This is a genomic window from Agrobacterium sp. ST15.16.024 (assembly GCF_027956545.1).
GTDB lineage: Bacteria > Pseudomonadota > Alphaproteobacteria > Rhizobiales > Rhizobiaceae > Agrobacterium > Agrobacterium cucumeris.
Map to the genome: position 1 here is coordinate 229,507 of NZ_JAQKGO010000004.1, position 22,526 is coordinate 252,032.

The following is a 22,526-nucleotide window of genomic DNA, read 5'->3' on the forward strand; positions in this document are numbered from 1 at the left end:
GCCGTGGCGGAGATAAAATCGCATGAGTTTGAGCGCTTCGCCGAAAATCCGGCGGAGCGCTTTCGCGTTTTCGTGCTCTATGGTCCGGATCGCGGCCTTGTGTCGGAGCGGGCAAGCCTCATCGCCAAAAAGACCGGCATCGATCCCGATGACGCCTTCGCATCACTGAAGTTGACCGCATCCGATCTGCAGGGCGATCCCGGTCGCCTTCTCGATGAGGTGAACGCCATCGGCCTTTTCGGTGGTGAGAAACTCGTTTGGGTAAAGGGTGCGGCGGCCGAAAAAGCGCTGGTGGACGCGCTCCAGATTTTGGCCGAGACTCCGCCTGAGGCAAGCTTCCTGATCATAGAGGCTGGCGATATCAAGAAGGGCACGGGGCTGCGCAAGATCGCGGAACCCGCGCGCTCAATCGCCGCGATCCCGTGTTATGCGGACGATGCGCGATCGTTGAACGCATTGATCGATCAGGAGCTTTCCAGCGACAATCTGCGCATCGCGCCCGCCGCACGGCAAAGGCTGATCGAATCCCTCGGCGGCGACCGCATCGCGTCGCGCAACGAAATCCGCAAGCTGGCGCTTTATTGCCGTGGCGCGGAAGTGATTGAAGAAGAAGACGTGCTGGCGATCATCGGCGATGCCAGCACGGTTTCCGCTGACGATGCCGTTGATGCCATCCTGAAAGGCGACAGGAACGCCTTTTTCCACGCCACCCAGAAGATCGTTGCATCTAAGACGCCGATCTTCCTCGTGCTTCAGGGGTGCCTCAAGCAATTCCAGCTGCTCGACCAGATGCGGGCGGAGATGGACGAGAAAAAGCAGCAGGCCGGGCAGGTGATGCAGACACTAGGACGCCACATCCATTTTCGCCGAAAGCCGATCATCGAAAGGGCGTTGCGGACATGGCAGCCAGCGGCGATCGCCCGCGAAATGAACCGTCTGCAGGCCGCCATACTGCAAAGCCGCCAGCGGCAGAACCTGGAAGACAGCGTGGCTCTTTTGACGCTGCTGTCGACCACCCTGCAATCCGGCCGCGGCGGATGACCTGCTGAACTGCAGCAAAAAGCCCTCGCGCCTGGGCTGCGAGGGTTTAAAAATAACAGCGCAGAAGACGCCCTATCGTTGAAAAATCAGTCGCCCTGTCCGGGCTCGGTGGAGAAATAAAGCTCCAGCTTACCTGCGACGCCGTCCATTTCCTTGGCTTCCGGCATCGGGTCACGCTTGATCGTAATGTTCGGCCAGATCGCTGCATACTCAGCATTGAGCGTCAGCCATTTGTCGAGACCCGGCTCTGTATCGGGCTTGATCGCCTCGGCGGGACATTCCGGTTCGCACACACCGCAATCGATACATTCGTCAGGATTGATGGCGAGGAAATTTTCACCCTCGTAAAAGCAGTCCACGGGGCAGACTTCAACGCAATCGGTGTATTTGCAGCGGATGCAATTGTCGGTCACGACATATGTCATGATGAACTCCAGAATATGCAGACCGGGTCTTTGGGCTTCGGAACACAAGCCGACGCCCGGAATTCAGACAGGGCAATTTCGCAAAGGACGTAATGCCTTTGACTTCAGATAGCAAGGATAAACAATTCTGAAAAACGGGTCCGGCCGGGAGGTTTATTCTAATCTTTGCTTCCGTCACTATCAGACAGAAACCTGTCGAGCGCCCGGCGCTCTTTTTTTGTCGGACGACCGCTGCCCGGTTCACGCATCGCCTGCTCCAGCGGACTAAACCGGTCGGATGGGTCGCGGGGCGGCGTCAGATCGTCATAGAGAAGTTTTGCTTCTTCGTAGGGTCCGCGCCGTGCCCCTCCGGACTTTACGACCAGCACCCTGTCCATGCGCTCGAAACCGATATCGAGCCTGTCACCTGCCTTTACCGTATGGCTGGGCTGGCGAATAGTGACACCGTTGACCTTGACCTGACCCGACTGAACGTAGCCCTGGGCAAGCGAACGGGATTTGGCCATGCGGGCAAAGAACAGCCACTTGTCCAGACGCTGACGCGTGCTCTCCAGTGGCTGTTCGTTGCTCCCCATGGGCTTACTTCTTCAGCTGCTCCTTGAGAGCAGCGAGCTTTGCGAAAGGCGAATCCGGATCGATCGGCTTCTCCTTGCGGGGTGGCTTGGCTTCGAAACGCTGCTGACCCTGCGGCTTTCCGCCGCGGTCGTTACGATCAGGCCTGTCCTTGCGCTCGCCACGATCCTGACGATCATTGCGATTGCCGCGATCAGGGCGTCCGCCATCACGCTTGCGCTCGCCCTCACCGCCGCGATTGGCAGCTTCGCGATTTGCTCCGTCACGATTTGCACCGTCACGATTGTCACGACGGCCTTCGCCACGACGCTCGCCCTGCTCGCGCGCTCCCTGTTCACGGCCCTGCTCACGACCATGACCGCGATTGCCGGGACGACGGTTGTCGCCGCGCTGGTTTTCATTGCGGCCACCCGGACGCCACAGAAGAACGGGCTTCGGCTCGGTTGCCTCAGCGCTTTCAGCGGGTACGGCTTCGCCGACAGCAGCCTCCTCGCTGACAGCTTCCGCAACCGGCGCTTCTTCAGCGGCTTCGACTTCCGCAACAGCCACCGTCTCGGATGCCTGCTCTTCGGAAGCCGGCTCGTCCTGCTCGGTTTCAGCGCTTTCCTCGTCGGCCGTCACCTGATCGGCAGTGGCCGGAGCAGCAGCACCGGCCTGATTGGCGAGGAAGGCCTGCGCCTCTTCCGCCGTCACCTGATCGGCGCGGTAACCAAGACCCTTGAGGATCTCTTCCATGTCGTCAAGCGTTGCGCCGAGAATGGAAAGCATCGCGGTCGTCGTCGTGAAACGGCGGCCGTCATAAGCGCCTTCCGGACGCGGCTGCTGGCCGGGCTTCCACTGCAACAGCGGACGGATGAGATCGGCCAGGCGCTCGAGAATGTCGATACGAACGGCGCGCTTTCCAAGGAAACGGAAACCGGCAAGCTTGTAGAACATCCGCTCGAAAGCGGGATCGGTCACCACCGAGGTGCGGCCGGCGGCCAGAACCGGAATGAGATCGCCATAACCCGGCTTGCCGAGGCCGTCATTCTTCAGCGCCCAGAGCAGCGTGACAAGCTCGGCCGGAGCCGGCTTCAGCAGTGCAGGCAGGAAGACGTGATAGGCACCGAAACGCACGCCGTAGCGGCGCATGGAGGCACGTGCATCCTGATCCAGCGACTTCACGTCTTCGGTGACGTCACGGCGGAACAGAACGCCAAGATTTTCGACCAGCTGGAACGCCAGACCCTTCGCCAGACCCTGAAGGTCTTCGGCGCGCGAAATGTCATCCAGTGGCTTCAGCACGGTCGCAATCTGATGATTGACGAAACGTTCGACGCGCGCCAGCGCGTGGTCACGGGCATTGCCGCTCAACTGTTCGTCGGCCAGCAGGATCACCCGCGGCTTCATGATGTTATCACCTGCCGAAAGGCGGGCCACCGGTTCGCCCAACCAGCGAACCAGACCATCGGAGCTCAAAGCGAGATCGCCGTTTCCACTGGCATGCAGACGCGCTGCACGCGCCTCGTACTCGAGAGCGAGCGCCTTCTGGGCCGCACCTTGCACGGCCTTCTGATCCGGCCCTTCCATTCCCGACACCGGCGTGAACCGGAATCCGGCCAATTGGCCGACGTGATGTCCTTCTACGAAGACATCACCATTTACACTGATTTCAGCTTCAAGCATCGCATTCTCTCTCAGGCGCCTCATGAGCACAGATGTCCTGCGATCAACAAAGCGTTTCGTCAACCTTTCATGTAGCGCATCGGACAATCGATCCTCGATTTCCCGCGTCTTTTCTTGCCAGTGTGTCGGATCGGCAAGCCATCCTGGGCGGTTCGATACATAAGTCCATGTTCTGATCTGCGCAATCCTCGCAGACAATGTATCGATCTCTCCATCCGTGCGGTCGGCGCGGCGCACCTGCTCAGCCATGAAATCTTCGTTCACCGCACCACGTTTCACGAGGTCAAAGTAAAGCGTCGAGATCAGGTCGGCATGCTGGGCTGGCGCGATACGGCGATAGTCGGGAAGCGCGCAGGCCTCCCAGAGTTTTTCCACCCGCGCATCGCTCGTCGTCACGTCGATGATTTCGGGGTAACGCGACAGATATTCCAGTGCCTGCTGGTCGATGGCGGGTAAGGCTCGGGAAAGTCCCTGGATTGTCGGCGCGGCATCAAGGCTCATACGCAGATTGGCGATGGAGGAAAAATCGAAATTTTTCGTCCGCCATTGCAGCACTTTCACCGCATCGAATTGATGGGTTTCGATCCGCTCCACCAGCTCGTCGTCGAACGGATCGACGCGCCCCGTTACGCCAAAGGTGCCGTCGCGAAGATGGCGGCCGGCGCGGCCGGCGATCTGGCCGATTTCGCCGGGATTGAGATTGCGGAACTGATAACCGTCGAATTTACGGTCCTGCGCAAAGGCGACATGATCGACATCGAGGTTGAGACCCATGCCGATGGCGTCGGTCGCCACCAGATATTCAACATCGCCGGACTGGTAGAGCCCGACCTGGGCGTTACGCGTGCGCGGCGAGAGCGCGCCCATAACCACGGCCGCGCCGCCGCGCTGGCGGCGCACCAACTCGGCGATGGCATAAACTTCTTCTGCCGAAAACGCGACGATTGCCGTGCGTTGCGGCAGGCGGGTAATCTTTTTCTGCCCTGCATAAAAGAGTTGCGACAGGCGTGGCCGCTCGACCACCGTAATTCCCGGCAGCAGCTTTTCGAGGATCGGGCGCATCGTGCCGGCACCCAGAAGCAGTGTTTCCTCCCGCCCGCGCAGGTGCAGCACACGGTCGGTGAAGATATGGCCGCGCTCCAGATCGCCGGCGAGCTGAACTTCGTCGATCGCGACAAAGGCGGCGGTCGTCTCGCGCGGCATGGCTTCCACGGTGCAGACGGAATATTTGGCTTTGGGAGGAGATATTTTTTCTTCGCCGGTGATCAGCGCCACATTCGGCGCACCCACCTTCTCCACCAGGCGGGTATAAACCTCGCGCGCCAGAAGACGCAGCGGCAGGCCGATAACACCGCTGCCATGCGCGACCATGCGCTCGATCGCGTAGTGGGTCTTGCCGGTATTGGTGGGGCCGAGAACGGCCGTGACACCGCGGCCGCTCAGGATCATGGGGCGAAAATTCAACGTACTATCCGCGAATCGACTTCATCTGCTTGCCGTGCCCTGCCGCCATCATGGACGTGGTCACGCGCACCACACATGGCAACGCCCGTCCGCAAAGGCAATAGGCCTTGATTGCAAACTGATGCAAGATGCCTCATTCCCGCAATTTTCCATGCAGATTCAGCCGGTTAATCAAGAAAAAAGAATCCGGCGAAAACGGAATCAGGCATGGCAAAGAACAGTCTGCGAACGAATCGAATACGAATCGCTGACTCACGGTGATTCAGCTTTTGTTCTCCGCAACATCTGGTTGGTGAAAGCACGGCCCATACAAGATTATGAATCCGGATAAGTCCTTGGCCGGATTCAGCTTTATGGCAAAACCTTCAGACAGAAAATACCGGAATCGACTGTCAAGCGGCAATCGCGGAAAAGCCGATCCGGAACCTGCGAAAGGGGCTGGATCAGAGCGTCTGGCCGGTAAGCAGGCGCGGCGCATTTGCATCCGTCGTGCCGGCTGCCTGACCAATGAAATAGGATTTCAGACCCGGCAAACGATCGACCACGCCAAGACCGAAATCGCGCATGATGCGGATGGGACCGACATCATTGGAGAAAAGCCGGTTCAGCACATCCGTCGTCACGCCCATTCGCAACGTATCGAAACGCCGCCAGGACTGATAACGCTCCAGAACATTGAGAGAGCCTATATCGAGACCAAGACGATCGGCCTCGACCACGGTTTCGGCGAGAGCCGCGACGTCCTTGAAGCCGAGATTGAGACCCTGCCCCGAGATCGGGTGAATGCCATGCGCCGCATCGCCGGCAAGCGCAAAACGAGGGGCGACAAAGGAGCGCGCCAGCGTCAGACCCAGCGGAAAGGCCCGGCGGGGGCCGACGGGGCGGATAGATCCGAGCTTATGGCCGAACCGGCGCTCGAGTTCCTCCTCAAACACCAGATCATCGGAGGCCACCAGCCTGTCGGCATCAGCCTTGCGTTCGGTCCAGACAAGCGACGACCGGTTTCCCTTGAGCGGCAGGATGGCGAAAGGTCCTGACGGCAGGAAATGCTCTTCCGCGCAGCCCTCATGTGGCCGCTCATGTTCGACAGTGGTGACGATACCGGCCTGGTCATAATCCCATTGCACGGTCTTGATGCCGGCCATATCTCTCAGCGCTGAGCGAACCCCGTCGCAGCCAATCAACAATCGCGCGTCAACAGATGAGCCGTCGGAAAGGCTGATTGCCGTCGACTGCGCACCCGCGGTGAAGCCGGAAACACTGAGCCCGTGGCGGATTTCGATGCCGAGGCGGTCGCACAGGCCCCTCAGCGCCCCGACCATCGCAACATTCGGAACCATATGGGCAAACGGCCTGCCCTCTTCCACCGCTCCATCGAAGGTCAGAAACACCGGGCGAACCGGATCGGCAGTCTTCGAATCGGTGACGATCATCCTGTTGATGGGCTGCACTTCAGGCTCGATTTCGCTCCATATGCCGAAGACATCAAGCATGCGCGTGGCCGCCGCAATAATGGCGGAGGCGCGCACATCTTTCTTCCACACATCATCAGGAGCAGCCTCAATCACCTGCACATTGAGGTGCCCGGCCGCCTGCTTGATTGCGACAGCAACCGAAAGGCCGACATATCCGCCGCCTGCCACCACCACGTCCAGCATCGCGCTTCTCCTCAAATCTTGTGCACGCATCATAGCCGCACTATAGACCATGTGACATCTTCCTACAGCCGGAGCAGGTCGAAAAAATGTCGCATCCCTCGCAAACGTCAGACCCGATGGTCAATCTCATTGCCACGCTCGATCTCGAGAAGCTGGAAGAGAACCTGTTTCGCGGCGAAAGCCCGCAAATCGGCTGGCAGCGGGTTTTCGGCGGCCAGGTCATCGCTCAGGCCCTGATTGCGGCACAAAGAACGGTGGATGATAACCGCCAGGTGCATTCGCTGCACTCCTATTTCATGCGCCCCGGCGATCCGCTGGTGCCTATCGTCTACCAGGTGGAGCGTATCCGCGACGGCGCAAGCTTCTGCACCCGCCGCGTGGTCGCCATCCAGCATGGCAAGGCGATTTTTTCCATGTCGGCGTCGTTTCAGATCTTCGAGGACGGTTTTACCCATCAGATAAAAATGCCTGATGTGACGCCGCCCGAAAAACTGATGAGTGAAGAGCAGATGCAGGCAGCCTTTCTGGCCAAGGCGCCGGCTTCGATCCGGAACTATTGGAGCAACAAGCGGCCGATCGAGATACGACCGGTTTCACTGACCCATTATATCTCGAAGGAAAAACTGGAACCGCAGCAGGACATCTGGGTCCGCGCCGTTGGCGACGTGCCTGACAATCCGCGCCTGCAATCGGCCATTCTCGCCTATCTCTCGGACATGACCCTGCTCGACACCTCGCTTTATGCCCATGGCACGACGATCTTCGACCCATCCATTCAGGTGGCGAGCCTCGATCATGCCATGTGGTTCCACCGTCCCTGCCGGCTGGACGACTGGCTGCTCTATACGCAGGACAGCCCCAGCGCCTCAGGCGCCCGCGGCCTGACCCGTGGCAATATTTTCACCAGACAGGGTGAACTGGTCGCATCCGTGGCACAGGAAGGTCTGATCCGCAAAAGGGCAACTGATTAAATAATGTGCTTTTTTCAAAAACCGCACATTTAATAGACGAAAACTGCGCGTCTTCGTGCCCGTTTTTCAGACGCCTGTCATATAAGTTTTATATTTCAATAAGTTAGACGCCCCATCCAAAACTGGCACGCCCTTTGAATGTATGTCCGCAGTCGCTGTTACTGATCTGCCAGCGGCAAGGAGAGTCGGCTCCGTGCCGAGGACAAACAAAGGATGGGAAACCAGATGAAAATTGTGATGGCCATTATCAAGCCGTTCAAGCTGGATGAGGTGCGCGAAGCGCTCACCGGCGTCGGCATCCAGGGCCTGACCGTGACCGAAGTGAAGGGTTACGGACGCCAGAAGGGGCATACCGAGATTTATCGCGGCACGGAATATGCGGTGAGCTTCCTTCCCAAGCTGAAGATCGAGATCGCCGTCGCATCCGACGTCGTCGACAAGGCTGTCGAGGCGATCGCATCCGCGGCAAAGACCGGGCAGATCGGTGACGGCAAGATCTTCGTCTACTCTATCGAACAGGCCGTGCGCATCCGTACCGGCGAAACCAACACAGAAGCGCTTTGAAGCACGGCTGACAGGGGAGTTTTCTCGCTATGCAATTCAACAAGTTTTCAACACTCGGCAAGCTGGGCGCCGGTATGGCAGCCCTGATGGCCCCGGCCATCGCCTTTGCCCAGGATGCCGCGCCGGCAGCAGCAGCGGCACCCGTTCCGGAAAAAGCCGACACAGCCTTCATGTATGTCGCGACGATCCTCGTGCTGTTCATGATCATTCCCGGTCTGGCGCTGTTTTACGGCGGCCTTGTCCGCACCAAGAACATGCTCTCCGTTCTCATGCAGTGCACGGTCGTTGCCGCAGTCATGATGCTCGTCTGGGTGATCTACGGTTACTCCTTCGCCTTCGGCGGCAGCACCGGTCCCTATTTCGGCGGCTTCGGCAAGCTGTTCCTGTCCGGCGTTTCGCTTGACAGCACCTCGGCGACCTTCTCGGAAGGCGTGGTGATCTACGAATACACCTTCATCGCCTTCCAGATGACCTTTGCGGCCATTACACCGGCGCTGATCGTTGGTGCGTTTGCGGAACGCGTCAAGTTCTCCGCCGTCATCCTCTTCACCATCCTGTGGGCCACCTTCGTTTACTTCCCGATTGCACACATGGTCTGGGACGCAAATGGCCTGATCTTCGGCATGGGCGCTCTCGACTTCGCCGGCGGCACGGTCGTTCACATCAATGCCGGTATTGCAGGTCTGATCGGCGCGATCATGGTCGGCAAGCGCACCGGCTTCGGCAAGGACATGATGGCACCCCACTCCATGACGCTGACGCTGGTCGGCGCAGCCATGCTGTGGTTCGGCTGGTTCGGCTTCAACGCCGGCTCCAACCTCGAAGCATCCGGCGGTGCGGTTCTCGCAACCATGAACACCTTCCTCGCAACGGCTGCCGCCATCGTTTCCTGGTCGCTGGTTGAAAGCTTCACCCGCGGCAAGGCCTCCATGCTGGGCGCCGCTTCGGGCATGATCGCCGGCCTCGTCGCCGTCACGCCTGCTGCCGGCTCTGTCGGCCCGATGGGTGCCATCGTTCTCGGCCTCATCGTCTCGCCGATCTGCTACTTCTTCGTCTCCGTGGTGAAGAACAAGTTCGGTTATGACGACACGGCCGACGTCTTCGGCGTGCACGGCATCGGCGGCATCATCGGCGCCCTCGGCACCGGCATCTTCACCTCGCCGCTGCTCGGCGGCACCGGCAAGGCGGACTTCTCCATTGCCTCGCAGGTCTGGACGCAGTTCGTCGCCGTCGCCATCACCATCGTCTGGTGCGCCATCGTCTCGGCGATCCTCTACAAGATCGTTGACGTGATCGTCGGCCTCAGAGTTCCGGTGGAAGCAGAACGCGAAGGTCTCGACCTCGCAACCCACGGCGAAGCCGCTTACCACTCCTGATATCTTGAAAAGGGGTTCTCCATCCCCTTTGCCAAAAAGAAAGGCCCGTTTCGACGGGCCTTTTTCTTTGCCGCAAATCTGCCGGCAACGTCAAAAATCCGCATGGTTAACACGACATTAACCAGCAAGCGGTTAGTTTTCCCTGTCAATCCGGGATCAGGTCAACTGCCGGATCTTGCCGAAACCACAAAAACGACGGGTTCAGGGACATGGGCAGAATGCAATCTCCGACATTCGATGGTCGTCACACGCGCTTCGTGCTGACGGCGTTTTTCGTGCGTCAGATCATGGCTCTGGCCGGTTTTGCCCTGCTTGCGACGATCGCGCTGGGCATTGCCGCTCTCGCCACATGGAATGTCGCCGATCCAAGCCTGTCCTACGCCACGGGGAACCAGCCCACCAATCTCCTGGGTTACGGCGGCGCCATCTTCGCCGATATCGTCATGCAGTTCCTGGGGCTTTCCGCAATCATTTCCTTGCTGCCGGTCATCGCCTGGGCAATCACCCTGATCGCGGGCCGCAAATTCGGCCGGCTACCCGCACGCCTCGTCGCCTGGGTCGCAGGCACCATCGTCTGCGCCGCCTCGCTTGGCTGTTTTCCCGCCCCCGTCACCTGGCCGCTGCCAAACGGCATCGGCGGCGTCATCGGCGACATGATTCTCCGCTTTCCCGCCCTTTTTATCGGCGCTTACCCAACCGGCACCATTGCCACCGTGCTGGGCGTCATATTCGCAGCGCCCGCCGCCTGGCTGATGCTGTTTGCCGCAGGCGTTGTCGGCGGCCTGGACGACGAACTCGAACGGGAAGAACCGGCGCCGGTTGCGAGCAAGGCTCGTGCCGCGCGTGAGATCGAAGAGGATGACGAAGACGACGGTGAGGGCTTCTTCGCCAACATTCTCGCCTTCGGCGCGCTCACACATTACTGGTACACCACGCAGGCGCGCTTACGCCGCCTGTTCGGCCTGAAGTCGAAGTCCCTGCACGATGAATTCGAACATCCCTACGATTTCAACGAATATGAATTCGGCACGCTGAACGAACCCTCACGCCTGAAGACCGCAATCAACCGCCTTGACCAGCGCTCCGAACCATCTTTCGAGGAACGCGCCGCATCACGCCGGCAGATGTCGCCTCCCTCCATCGCGCTCGATCATGATGGCGACATGGATGACGAAGCGTCTTTCGATACGGATGGACGCCGTCTGCCGAGCGGCATCCTCTCGGATGACGACAATGCCGACGAGGCCGATCAGAAATTCACCCCAAGACAGGCACCCGGACGCGGGCAGCCCAGAATAACCGCTGCCTCGGCACGCCCCAAACCCAGCGAACGCGTGGCAAGGGAAGCGCAGTCCTCGTTTATCGCCGCAGACGGCTTCCAGTTGCCCACCGTTCATCTTCTGGCGGAACCGAAGAATGTCGTGCGCGACAATATGCTGAGCGAAGAAGTACTCGAGCAGAATGCTCGCCTGCTGGAAGGGGTCCTTGAGGATTTCGGCGTCAAGGGCGAAATCATCCATGTCCGCCCCGGCCCCGTCGTCACGCTCTATGAACTTGAGCCGGCACCCGGCATCAAATCCTCACGTGTCATCGGCCTCGCGGATGACATTGCCCGCTCCATGAGCGCGATTGCCGCCCGTGTCGCGGTTGTTCCCGGCCGCAACGCCATCGGTATCGAACTGCCGAACCAGACGCGCGAAACCGTGTTCCTGCGCGAACTGATTGGCAGCCGCGATTTCGAAAACAGCAAGGCCAAGCTCGCAATGGCGCTCGGTAAGACGATCGGTGGCGAGCCCGTCATCGCCGATCTCGCCAAAATGCCGCATCTTCTCGTCGCCGGCACCACCGGTTCGGGCAAGTCGGTCGCCATCAACACTATGATCCTGTCGCTGCTTTACCGCATGTCGCCAGAACAGTGCCGCCTGATCATGATCGACCCGAAAATGCTCGAACTCTCCATCTATGACGGCATTCCGCATCTGCTTTCCCCCGTTGTCACGGATCCCAAAAAGGCCGTCGTGGCCCTGAAATGGACGGTGCGCGAGATGGAGGAACGCTACAAGAAGATGTCGAAGATCGGCGTGCGCAATATCGACGGCTTTAACAGCCGCGTGCAGCAGGCACTCGACAAGGGCGAAATCCTCACCCGCACCGTGCAGACCGGCTTCGATCGCCAGACCGGCGAAGCGATGTACGAGACGGAAGAGTTCGATCTGAAGCCCCTGCCCTATATCGTCGTCATCATCGACGAAATGGCCGACCTGATGATGGTAGCGGGCAAAGACATCGAAGGCGCGGTGCAGCGCCTGGCGCAGATGGCGCGCGCCGCCGGCATCCATGTCATCATGGCCACCCAGCGCCCGTCCGTCGATGTCATCACCGGCACCATCAAGGCCAACTTCCCCACCCGTATCTCCTTCCAGGTGACCTCGAAGATCGATAGCCGCACCATTCTTGGAGAGCAGGGCGCCGAACAGCTGCTCGGCATGGGCGACATGCTCTACATGGCGGGCGGCGGGCGCATCCAGCGCGTGCACGGCCCCTTCGTTTCCGACAACGAGGTGGAGGAAATCGTCGCCTATCTGAAGACACAAGGCTCGCCGGAATATCTGGAGGCGATCACCGAGGAAGACGACGAGGATGGCGCTGGCAGCGGCCCGGCCGGCACTGGCAACTTCTCCGATTCCGAAGACCCCTATGACCAGGCTGTCGCCGTCGTGCTGAGGGACGGAAAAGCCTCCACCTCCTATGTGCAGCGGCGTCTCGGCATCGGCTATAACCGCGCCGCCTCGCTGATCGAGCGCATGGAGCAGGAGGGCATCATCGGCCCCGCCAATCATGCCGGAAAACGCGAAATCCTCGTACCCACGGAAGCGGATATCATCGAGCGGTAATGGCATGCCCCCCGAAAGTGCATAGCGGTTTCGGGATAACGACATGCACAAGGCAAAGGCCCGACGCCTCGCGCAACCAAGCGGCGCCAAGAAGCGTTATTACACGCTTCCAACGTCATGAAGCCGCCGCCTTTTATGCGGACAATCGCTGCGATGAAGGAGAACAGAATGAACGACCTCACCACCGGCGAAACGGCCACCGCAAGCGCACCTGAAAACGGGATGACGCGGCGTGGCGTGCTGACGGCATTTTCCATGGCCGCGGTCATGGCGGGCCTGTCGCCGCTTGACGCCTTTGCCCAGGCAGCCGGCAATGGCGCAACCGCGCAGAAAATCGCCAATCACTTCTCGTCGGTCAAAACCATGATGGGCGAATTTGTGCAGTTTGGCCCGCGCGGCGAACAGACCGGCGGCAAATTTTACATCGAACGGCCCGGCAAGCTTCGCTTCAATTATGAAGACCCCTCACCCATGCGGGTCATCGCCGATGGCAAGAATGTCGTCATCGGCAACATGAAGCTGAAGACATGGGATCTCTATCCGCTGTCCAAGACGCCTCTCAGCCTGCTTCTGTCCGACAAGATCGACCTCGGCAACCAGAAGGTGCGGGATGTGAAGGAAGAATCGGACCTGACCACCATCGTTTTGGGCGACAAGAGCATCTTCGGCGATTCGACCATCACCCTGATGTTCGACCCGAAAACCTTCGATCTCAGGCAATGGACGACGACCGATGCGCAGAACAAGGACACCACCGTCATGATCTTCAACGTGCAGACGGGCGTGAACCTCGATGAGCGCGTCTTCAACATCAACTATGAGGAAGTGCGCAAGCGCGGCTGAGCACGCTCTATTTTGGAAAAACGATTCGAAGGCGGCCTTGCGGTCGCCTTTTTCATTTTGCCGCTAAAATACATTCCCGTTTTCATCGCGATGTTATAAGCCTGCGCCCCGGAAACATGTCTCGAAACAGCGGAGTTCGGGGCAGCAAACGCGGAGCACAGTATGTCGTTTTCGATAACCACCTGGAACATCAACTCTGTCCGGCTGAGAATGCCGATCGTTGAGCAGTTTCTGGTGCGTTACAAACCCGACATTCTTTGCCTGCAGGAAACGAAATGCCCGAATGGCGAGTTTCCGATGAAACCGCTGAAGGCGCTGGGTTATGAGCACGTTATCATCCACGGCCAGAAGGGCTATCACGGTGTGGCGATCGCCTCGAAAATTCCGCTGACCGAAGACCACCGGCAGGACTATTGCGGTATTGGCGATGCGCGGCACATCTCGGCGATTTTTCAGGTCGGATCGCGCCGCGTGCGGCTGCACAATTTCTACGTTCCGGCCGGTGGCGACGAGCCGGATCGGTCGATCAATCCGAAGTTCGGCCACAAGCTCGATTTCATCGAGGAAATGAAGGCGCTGCGCGCCGATGGTGTGCCCGGCACTTCCTCCATCCTTGTCGGCGATCTCAACATCGCACCGTTTGAAAATGACGTCTGGTCACACAAACAACTGCTGAAGATCGTCAGCCACACGCCTGTCGAAACCGACGGCATGCTCGATATCATGAAGCAGGGCAACTGGCTTGATCTGATGCGCCTGAACGTGCCGGAGACGGAAAAGATCTATACGTGGTGGAGCTACCGCGCCAAGGATTGGGAAGCGGCCAATCGTGGCCGGCGTCTCGACCATATCTGGTCATCGCAGGATCTCGGCCCCTCGCTCGAAAAAATCGACATATTGCAGGAGGCACGCGGCTGGAACCGGCCATCGGACCACGTTCCGGTTACGGCCCATTTCCGGTTCTGAAGCAGCGTTTTCCAGGCGGCCTCAAACGAAGCGGTTCTGTAAACGGGCCGCACCCGCCGCGAGCGCGGCGATGTTGTCACGGATGCGTGCCGACACGATATCGGCAACCTCCGGAAACTCCTCCACCAGCCGGTGAAACAGGATACGCGTTATCCGGATGACTTCGGAATCCTCCGCCGCAACGGCAGTGAACTTCCGTTCACAGAGGGTAAAAAGCGCAAGCTCGGACAGAAGCGCTCCTTTGCCCGGTGTTGCCTGCAGTTCGGGTTTGCCGTCCCGCCCCGCAGTAAAAAGCTCGAAATGGCCTGATGTCACCGCAAAGGCGCATTCCGCCGGCGAATGCTCCCGGAACAGCGTCTGGCCCGCCGATACCCTGCGGCGTTCCGCACCGAAGGCTATGAGCCGCAACTGATCGTCGCTGAACCCCGCAAACAACGGCACTTGCCCCAGCAGCATGATATCGTCCGTCAAGGCCATGTCGTTCGTTACTCCGGAAAACCGCCTGCATCACTATAGCGGTTTTCCAATATCAGCCTTCAAAATACAAGGTGTTAGAACGCCGCGCGCCCTTTCGGACGCGCGGCGTGAACCTTAAACTGCGACATATGGGGGACCTAGAGAGCGCACTGCTCAGGGTACGATCTTGTATCCGCCGTTCTCGGTGACCAGAATTTCAGCGTTGGAAGGGTCGCGTTCGATCTTCTGACGCAGACGATACACATGCGTTTCGAGCGTATGCGTCGTTACACCGGAATTATAACCCCACACCTCTTCCAGCAGGACGTCGCGGGTAACAACGGCGCTGCCGGCGCGGTAGAGATAACGGATGATCGCCGCTTCCTTTTCCGTCAACCGGATTTTCTTGCCGTCTTCGGTCGTCAAGAGCTTCTGGCTGGGCTTGAACTGATAGGGACCAACGGTGAAAACCGCATCCTCGCTCTGTTCATATTGACGCAGCTGCGCCCGAATGCGCGCCAGAAGCACGGCAAAGCGGAACGGCTTCGTCACGTAATCATTGGCGCCTGCTTCAAGCCCGAGGATCGTGTCGGAATCGGTGTCATGGCCGGTCAGCATGATGATCGGCGCTTTGAAGCCGCCCTTGCGCAACAGCTTCACGGCCTCTCGGCCGTCCATGTCCGGGAGGCCGACATCCATGATGAGGAGATCAACCTGGGCGGTCTTGGCGGTCTGCATCGCCTGCGCGGCATTTGCACCGCTCAGTAGCGAGAATTCCTCATAGGGAGACAATTGCTCGGTCAGCGTCTCCCGAAGATCGTCGTCATCGTCCACCAGAAGGATAGTGCGAGCCGTCATTCGGATTCTCAGCCTTTCTTACTTTAGCGCCTCGGCTCAAAAAATCGGGCTCGATTTTAGGGAAGCACGATGCCTAGTTTAAAAGAGTTAGAGCATTCGCTATGCATCGATAATGACGCGCGGCGCTCTAATTATCAGCCAATTCAGCGGTTTGCCGGTAAAAGGTCAACCCATTGCCATGATATAACGAAGTGCTATGACTTCACGTTAAATAACCTGCAAAGCAAAATCTCGTGAAAAACATGAGCAAACCCTCGCCAAGACAACGTAAACGCGCATCAACGCTCGTGGTTCGGCCGGCTCCGTCAAAAATCAGCCGTGCCATTGTCCAGCTCGGACACCTCACCTTTCCCGCCGCAATCGGGCGCAACGGCCGCACCGCGATGAAACGCGAGGGAGACGGCAAATCACCCATTTCCCTCACCCGCCTGCTGCACGGATTTTATCGCGGCGACCGTAATACCGGCATCACCACAACATTGCCGATGCAGCGGACGCGCGGGTCCATGCTGTGGTGCGACGAACCCCGTAACGCCAATTACAACAGGCTGGCCAAGGCGCCGTTTGCGCCAAGCCATGAGGAAATGATGCGCAAGGACGGTCTCTACGACGTTTGCTTGGTGCTTGACTGGAACATCACCTCGAGAAGCCGCAACCGAGGCTCGGCGATCTTCATGCATTTGATCCGCCCGGGATATGAGCCGACCGCTGGCTGCGTCGCCCTGCACGCCAGAGACATGCGGCGCATTCTGCCGCATATGCGCAAGGGCACGAAAATTCGCATCCTTTGAGACGCATCCTGCAATCGGATAACAAAAAACCCGCCATTCCGGCGGGTTTTTTTAGAAAGGAGAAGCCTTGTGTTAAGCGGCTTCGTCCTGAGAATCGTCCTCTTCAACAGCCTTGCCACGCTTGGGGCCTTTGGCAAGGTTGACTTCCACCAGGCGAACAGCCTCGGTTTCGGACATCTTGTTGACGGCGGCAATTTCGCGCGCCATGCGATCGAGAGCAGCTTCATAAAGCTGACGCTCGGAATAGGACTGCTCCGGCTGATTTTCGGCACGGTAAAGATCGCGCACCACTTCCGCGATTGCGATAAGATCGCCGGAATTGATTTTCGCATCATATTCCTGGGCGCGGCGCGACCACATGGTACGCTTCACGCGTGCCTTGCCCTGCACCACTTTCAGCGCCCGCTCGACAAAATCGCCTTCGGAAAGCTTGCGCATGCCGATGCTGACAGCTTTGGCGACGGGAACTTTAAGACGCATCTTGTCTTTTTCGAAATCGATGACAAAAAGCTCAAGCTTCATGCCGGCAACTTCTTGTTCCTCGATTGCAGAAATGGTACCGACACCATGAGCGGGATACACAATCGCTTCACCGGTCTTGAAACCGTGATGTGCTGGAGATTTCTTCTGCTGGGTCGTCATTCGTTCTAAAAACTCCCTGTTACATACCCGGCAATGCCGGGGTTGGGTCGGTCAGGCCCTGATGAGACGGGGGAACCGTCAGGTGACTCCGCACTGGTCCAGCCGTGCACGCAAAAAAACACCTTCCCGTCTTGCGGGGTTCGATAACGTAAACGCTCGATATGTCACGGAAACCGCGTGCAAAAGAGGTGTTGCTTTCGTGGTGTTTTTGGGCACACAAATGCCACGCTGTGGATCAGTGTCGTTGGTGTACCACAAAAATAGGCGCAAATCAATAATTTGCTTCGACCGTGGCCGCAACATCACATGGCGGCTCAATAACCGCCTAAAAATTAGCCGCTAAAATACTGTCAAATGCTTTGCAACAGACCCTCATGGCAAAAGAAGCAAAAAAATTTCACTTACCGACCAAAGAAATACGAAAGCCTCTTAAACTCTTCGTAATTCCACGCCAATATCCGATTCGACTGAAAAGGCAAAATCCGTAAATTGACGATGCTTTTTTACATTAAAGTGTGATTTTTGGAGGAATCCACGTCAAATGGGCTACAGAAATAATCCAAAACGCGAAAAACAGATCGAAAAAGCGCGCCAGCAGGCAATTGCCGAAAATGTCCAATTTCTTGATCCAGGTATTCTTTATGGAAGGGCAAGTGCCGACGATATAGAATATTATTCCGCCGAGATGCTGGCTGCGAGCGCGGCTCACAGTTTCCAGGCGCTTTCGCATTGGTCCGGAGAGACACCCCACATCAGCATTGCTCAGGTAGAAGGTGTTTCGCCGCGCGAGATTCCGGTAACGGTCCTGACCATTATCGGCCGCAACATGCCTTTCCTTTATGATTCTGTCATGGGTGAGGTCACCAGCACCTATCGCGGCCTTTACCTCGCAGTGCATCCCATCCTCGTGCGTGATGACGAGGCGCAGGCCGGTTACCGCCTTGCAGAACCCGAGGATGATCCCGCTGACAATATCAGCCTCATCCAGCTGCATATTGCGCCGCTGACACAGCAGGCCGCCGCAACGCTGGAAGAACGGCTGCGCTTTGTTCTCACACAGGTGCAATCCGCCTATCGTGACTGGCGGCCGATGCTGGCGAAGCTTGACGAGGCGCTGGACGAATTGTCCAAGCGCGGCTCCTCGCGGCGCAAGACCGAGCGTACGGAAGCAGTCGAATTCCTCAACTGGCTTCGCAATGACAATTTCACCTTCCTCGGCATGCGGGATTACACCTATTCCGGCAAGGGGAAGCACGCCAAGATCGAACGCGGTGACGGCGTCGGCCTGGGCAGCCTCAGCGATCCGGATGTACGCGTGCTGCGCCTCGGCAAGAATGCCGTAACGACGACGCCTGAGATCCTTGCCTTCCTTGATGGCCCGGATTTCCTCATCGTCACCAAGGCCAATGTAAAATCGATCGTGCACCGTCGTGCCTATATGGATTACATCGGCATCAAGCGCTTTGACGAGGACGGCAACGTCATCGGCGAATTGCGCATCGTTGGCCTTTTCACGGCGACTGCCTATACGCGTTCAGTCAAGCAGATCCCGCTGCTGCGCGCCAAGGTCGCGGATGTCGAGCGGCATTTCGGCTTCGATCCGAACAGCCACTCCGGCCGCATCCTGCAGAACACGCTGGAAGCCTACCCTCGTGACGATCTCTTCCAGATCGAGACGGATCTTCTGATCCGCTTCATCGAGCAGATCATGGAACTGAGCGACCGGCCGCGTGTACGCGTCCTCGCCCGTATCGACCGGTTCGACCGGTTCGTTTCGGCGATTATCTTCGTGCCGCGCGAGGAGTACAATTCTTATGTCCGCGAGAAGATCGGCGATTATCTGAGCAAGGTCTATGACGGGCATATTTCCGCTTATTATCCCGCCTTCCCGGAAGGCGCCGTTGCCCGCGTTCACTTCATCGTCGGCCGCACGGAAGGCAAGACGCCGCGCATCGCTCAGGACAGGCTGGAAGACGCCGTCAGCGATATTGCGGCACGCTGGATAGACCACCTCGTCACCCTGTCCGAACCGGGTGCACCGGTGCTGGAGGTCGATCAGGCCTATCAGGAAGCCTTCACGCCCGAAGAAGCGATCGGCGACATGCCGGACATTCTGGCTGCCGCCAATGGTGAGCCGGTCCGCATTGAATTCTACCAGCAGGATGGCCAGTCCGCCGACACGCTGTCGCTGAAGATTTTCCACCGCGACGGCCACCTGCCGCTTTCGCGCCGCGTGCCGCTGCTGGAAAATCTGGGCTTCAACGTCATCAGCGAACGTACCTTCGATATCGGGGTCGTTTCAGATGACGGAAAGCGCGACATCGTGCTGCACGACATGGAGCTATCCGTTGCGACGGGCACGACACTCGACCTGCCGCATTACGGGCCGAAACTCGAGGAGGCCTTCCTTGCCGCCTTTTCGGCCAAGGTTGATAATGACAACTTCAATCGGCTGATCCTCGCCTGCGGTCTGTCCGTGCGCGAAGTCTCCGTTTTGCGCGCCTATGCACGCTATCTTCGTCAGACCGGCATTGTTTATTCGCAGGAGCATATCTCCGAAACGCTCTTCAAATATCCGGCCATTTCCCGCAATATTTTCGCGCTGTTCAAGGCTGGCTTCGACCCGTCTGTCGACGAAAAGAAGCGGCTGAAAAAACTCTCTGAAATACACAAGGCGATCGAAGCGGCACTGAGCGGCGTTCCCAATCTCGATGAAGATCGCACGCTGAGGCGTTACGTCAACGCCATCGACGCGACGCTGCGCACCAACTACTTCCAGAAAAATGCCGACGGCACGCCAAGAGACCTCCTGGCGTTCAAGTTCGATCCGAAACACCTGGACGGCCTGCCTGATCCGCGTCCCTTCCGCGAAATCTTCGTTTACGGAACCGAGGTCGAAGGCGTGCATCTGCGCTTCGGCAAGGTTGCACGCGGCGGTCTGCGCTGGTCGGATCGCGGCCAGGATTACCGCACCGAAGTGCTCGGCCTCGTGAAGGCGCAGCAGGTCAAGAATGCGGTGATCGTGCCGGTTGGCGCCAAGGGCGGTTTCTTCCCGAAGAACCTTCCCGCCGGCGGCTCCCGCGATGAGGTCTTTAATGCCGGCCGCGAGGCCTACAAGACCTATATCCGCACCCTGCTCTCCATCACCGACAATATCGTCGATGACGCCATCATACCGCCTGCCGATACGCTGCGGCTTGATGGTGACGACCCCTATTTCGTCGTTGCTGCCGACAAGGGGACGGCGACATTCTCCGATACGGCAAACGGCCTTGCCCACGACGCCGGCTTCTGGCTGGACGATGCCTTCGCATCGGGCGGTTCCGCCGGTTATGACCACAAGAAAATGGGCATCACCGCACGCGGCGCATGGGAAACGGTAAAGCGCCATTTCCGTGAAATGGACACCGACATCCAGACCACGCCGTTCACCGTGGCCGGTGTGGGTGACATGTCCGGTGACGTCTTCGGCAATGGCATGCTGCTGTCGGAAAAGATCAGGCTCATCGCCGCCTTCGATCACCGCGACATCTTCATCGATCCGGACCCCGATACCGACAGGTCCTTTGCAGAGCGCAAGCGGCTTTTCGAACTGCCGCGCTCCAGCTGGCAGGATTATGACCGCTCGGCCCTATCCGCCGGTGCGATGATCATCTCGCGTTCCGAAAAATCCGTGACGCTGACGCCGGAAGCCGTGGCTGCCATCGGCATCGACAAATCCGTCGCCACGCCCTTCGAGATCATGACCGCCATTCTGAAGGCGCCGACCGATCTCCTCTGGTTCGGCGGCATCGGCACCTATATCAAGGCGGCGGTGGAAACCAATGCCGAGGTGGGTGACAGGGCGAACGACCCGATCCGTGTCAACGCCACCGAACTGCGCGCCAAGGTCATCGGCGAAGGTGCCAATCTGGGCATCACCCAGAAGGGCCGCATTGCCTATGCGCTTTCGGGCGGACGTTGCAACTCCGATGCCATCGACAACTCGGCCGGGGTGAACTCTTCCGACGTCGAGGTCAACATCAAGATCGCCCTCGCCTCCGCCGTCAATACCGGCCGCCTGACGATGCCGAAGCGCAATCAGCTTCTTGCCTCCATGACGCCGGAAGTGGCGCAACTGGTGCTGCGCAACAACTACCTGCAATCACTGGCGATCTCTCTGACGGAACGGCTGGGGCTCGCAAACCGCGAAGAGCTTGGCCGCCTGATGGGCGCACTGGAGGCGACCGGGCAGTTGAACCGCAAGGTCGAAACCCTGCCTGATAATGCCGAGTTCAGCGAAAGATATGCCTCTGGCAAGCCGCTGACCCGACCGGAAATCGGTGTGCTTCTGTCTTATGCCAAGTTGACGCTGTTCGACGCACTGGTGGCGAGCCCGCTGCCGGATGAGCCTTATCTCCAGCATCTGCTGGTCGACTATTTCCCGGCCAAGATGCAGAAGAACTATGCCGACGATATCAAGGCGCATCGCCTGCACCGCGAGATCGTTGCAACCGCGCTCGCCAACGCCGTGGTCAACCGCGGTGGTCCGGGCTTCGTGCAGAAACTTGGCGATGCAAGCGGTCTTCTCGCAGCTGACGTCGTCAAGGCGGCCGTCATTGTCGAAGATGGTTTCGGCCTCAAACGTCTGTGGAGTGAGGTCGACGCGCTTGATGGCAAGATCGGTGGGCAAGTCCAGAACGGGCTTTATGCCACCATCGCCCGCATCTTCTCCGATGCGAGCAGGCTTTACCTGCAGACCCGAAGCGCAGGCGCTGCAACAGGCGACATGGCGACCGAGATCGAGCGACTGAAAACCGCCATCAAGACGCTGTCGCCGGCAGCGGCGAAATATCGCCGCGAGCTTGGCGTCACGGAAATCGACGGTGTTCCTTCCGCCCTTCTGGAAGAGCTGGATACGCTTTCCCTGCTGGTCTATGTGCCTGAAATCATGCGTATCGCCGAAAGCGCGGGCACGACGCTTGCCCGCGCCGCCGAAAGCTATGCCACCGTTTCCTCGACCTTCCGTGTGGCACGCCTGCTGGATGCCAGCCAGCGCATCGCACCGGCCGATCATTACGAGAGCCTGGCTCTTCTGCGCAGCCAGGACCAGATCTCCTCCTCCCGACGCCGGATCGTCATCTCTGCGCTGACGGAATATGCAAAGGAGAAAGATCCGGTTCAGGCCTGGTATGCCGCCGACCGCGTGCGGGTGAACCGCATCGTCTCCGAGCTGGGCGCGCTCAGTGAAAGCGGCGATACCAACCTTGCCCGCCTGACCGTGGCGGCGGGGTTGCTTGGCGATATCGTTCAGGCACGCTGATCGGCAGTCTTAAAAACGCCATCCGGGTTATCGACCC

At 58.8% G+C, this 22,526-nt stretch carries 16 protein-coding genes; 9 read left to right on the top strand and 7 right to left on the bottom strand.

Annotated features, from left to right (window positions below; genetic code table 11):
* Positions 1-3: 3 nt before the first annotated feature.
* Positions 4-1,041, top strand: coding sequence for a DNA polymerase III subunit delta (gene holA / locus PL640_RS15795; RefSeq protein ID WP_271362566.1), 1,038 nt, complete (start codon positions 4-6; stop codon positions 1,039-1,041).
* A gap of 86 nt (positions 1,042-1,127) precedes the next feature.
* On the opposite strand, the gene fdxA is transcribed toward holA, so the two are convergent.
* The 4 genes from fdxA to PL640_RS15815 all read right to left on the bottom strand — a co-directional run bounded on the left by fdxA (position 1,128) and on the right by PL640_RS15815 (position 6,856).
* Positions 1,128-1,466 (bottom strand): ferredoxin FdxA, encoded by a 339-nt coding sequence (fdxA, locus tag PL640_RS15800; protein WP_271362567.1) that lies wholly within the window; start codon positions 1,464-1,466, stop codon positions 1,128-1,130.
* A gap of 158 nt (positions 1,467-1,624) precedes the next feature.
* Positions 1,625-2,041, bottom strand: a complete 417-nt coding sequence (locus tag PL640_RS15805; protein ID WP_046799633.1) for an RNA-binding S4 domain-containing protein — start codon at positions 2,039-2,041, stop codon at positions 1,625-1,627.
* A gap of 4 nt (positions 2,042-2,045) precedes the next feature.
* On the bottom strand, positions 2,046-5,153 hold the full coding sequence (locus PL640_RS15810) for a helicase-related protein (protein ID WP_271362657.1): 3,108 nt from the start codon (positions 5,151-5,153) through the stop codon (positions 2,046-2,048).
* A gap of 458 nt (positions 5,154-5,611) precedes the next feature.
* Positions 5,612-6,856, bottom strand: a complete 1,245-nt coding sequence (locus PL640_RS15815) for a ubiquinone biosynthesis hydroxylase (RefSeq protein ID WP_271362658.1) — start codon at positions 6,854-6,856, stop codon at positions 5,612-5,614.
* A 56-nt stretch (positions 6,857-6,912) separates the two neighbouring features.
* Between PL640_RS15815 and tesB the strand changes: the two genes are divergently transcribed.
* The 6 genes from tesB (at position 6,913) to PL640_RS15845 (ending at position 14,440) form a co-directional block, all read left to right on the top strand.
* A complete protein-coding gene (tesB, locus tag PL640_RS15820) occupies positions 6,913-7,797 on the top strand; it encodes an acyl-CoA thioesterase II (RefSeq protein ID WP_142842186.1) in 885 nt (294 codons plus the stop codon).
* Positions 7,798-8,010: 213 nt separating this feature from the next.
* Positions 8,011-8,361, top strand: a complete 351-nt coding sequence (locus PL640_RS15825; protein WP_019565993.1) for a P-II family nitrogen regulator — start codon at positions 8,011-8,013, stop codon at positions 8,359-8,361.
* 29 nt (positions 8,362-8,390) lie between these two features.
* On the top strand, positions 8,391-9,737 hold the full coding sequence (locus PL640_RS15830) for an ammonium transporter (RefSeq protein ID WP_271362569.1): 1,347 nt from the start codon (positions 8,391-8,393) through the stop codon (positions 9,735-9,737).
* A 218-nt stretch (positions 9,738-9,955) separates the two neighbouring features.
* The gene (locus tag PL640_RS15835; protein WP_271362570.1) at positions 9,956-12,631 is read left to right on the top strand and encodes a DNA translocase FtsK; all 2,676 of its coding nucleotides are present in this window, start codon (positions 9,956-9,958) and stop codon (positions 12,629-12,631) included.
* 117 nt (positions 12,632-12,748) lie between these two features.
* A complete protein-coding gene (locus tag PL640_RS15840) occupies positions 12,749-13,474 on the top strand; it encodes an outer membrane lipoprotein carrier protein LolA (RefSeq protein ID WP_161991382.1) in 726 nt (241 codons plus the stop codon).
* A gap of 162 nt (positions 13,475-13,636) precedes the next feature.
* Positions 13,637-14,440: an exodeoxyribonuclease III gene (locus PL640_RS15845; protein ID WP_271362571.1), complete on the top strand. Its 804-nt coding sequence runs from the start codon at positions 13,637-13,639 to the stop codon at positions 14,438-14,440.
* Positions 14,441-14,461: 21 nt separating this feature from the next.
* Here PL640_RS15845 and PL640_RS15850 read toward each other — a convergent pair whose 3' ends face one another.
* Together PL640_RS15850 and PL640_RS15855 are read right to left on the bottom strand one after the other, a co-directional pair.
* Complete coding sequence (locus tag PL640_RS15850; RefSeq protein WP_046799641.1) at positions 14,462-14,917, bottom strand: cyclic nucleotide-binding domain-containing protein; 456 nt, start codon at positions 14,915-14,917, stop codon at positions 14,462-14,464.
* Between the two features lie 153 nt (positions 14,918-15,070).
* Positions 15,071-15,754: a response regulator transcription factor gene (locus tag PL640_RS15855; protein WP_003492637.1), complete on the bottom strand. Its 684-nt coding sequence runs from the start codon at positions 15,752-15,754 to the stop codon at positions 15,071-15,073.
* Positions 15,755-15,996: 242 nt separating this feature from the next.
* Between PL640_RS15855 and PL640_RS15860 the strand changes: the two genes are divergently transcribed.
* A complete protein-coding gene (locus PL640_RS15860; RefSeq protein WP_271362572.1) occupies positions 15,997-16,545 on the top strand; it encodes a L,D-transpeptidase family protein in 549 nt (182 codons plus the stop codon).
* A gap of 72 nt (positions 16,546-16,617) precedes the next feature.
* Here the strand turns inward: PL640_RS15860 and PL640_RS15865 are convergent, their stop codons facing one another.
* The gene (locus PL640_RS15865) at positions 16,618-17,187 is read right to left on the bottom strand and encodes a CarD family transcriptional regulator (RefSeq protein ID WP_004444078.1); all 570 of its coding nucleotides are present in this window, start codon (positions 17,185-17,187) and stop codon (positions 16,618-16,620) included.
* Positions 17,188-17,728: 541 nt separating this feature from the next.
* Here PL640_RS15865 and PL640_RS15870 point away from each other — a divergent pair.
* A complete protein-coding gene (locus PL640_RS15870) occupies positions 17,729-22,489 on the top strand; it encodes an NAD-glutamate dehydrogenase (protein ID WP_271362573.1) in 4,761 nt (1,586 codons plus the stop codon).
* Positions 22,490-22,526 lie beyond the last annotated feature (37 nt).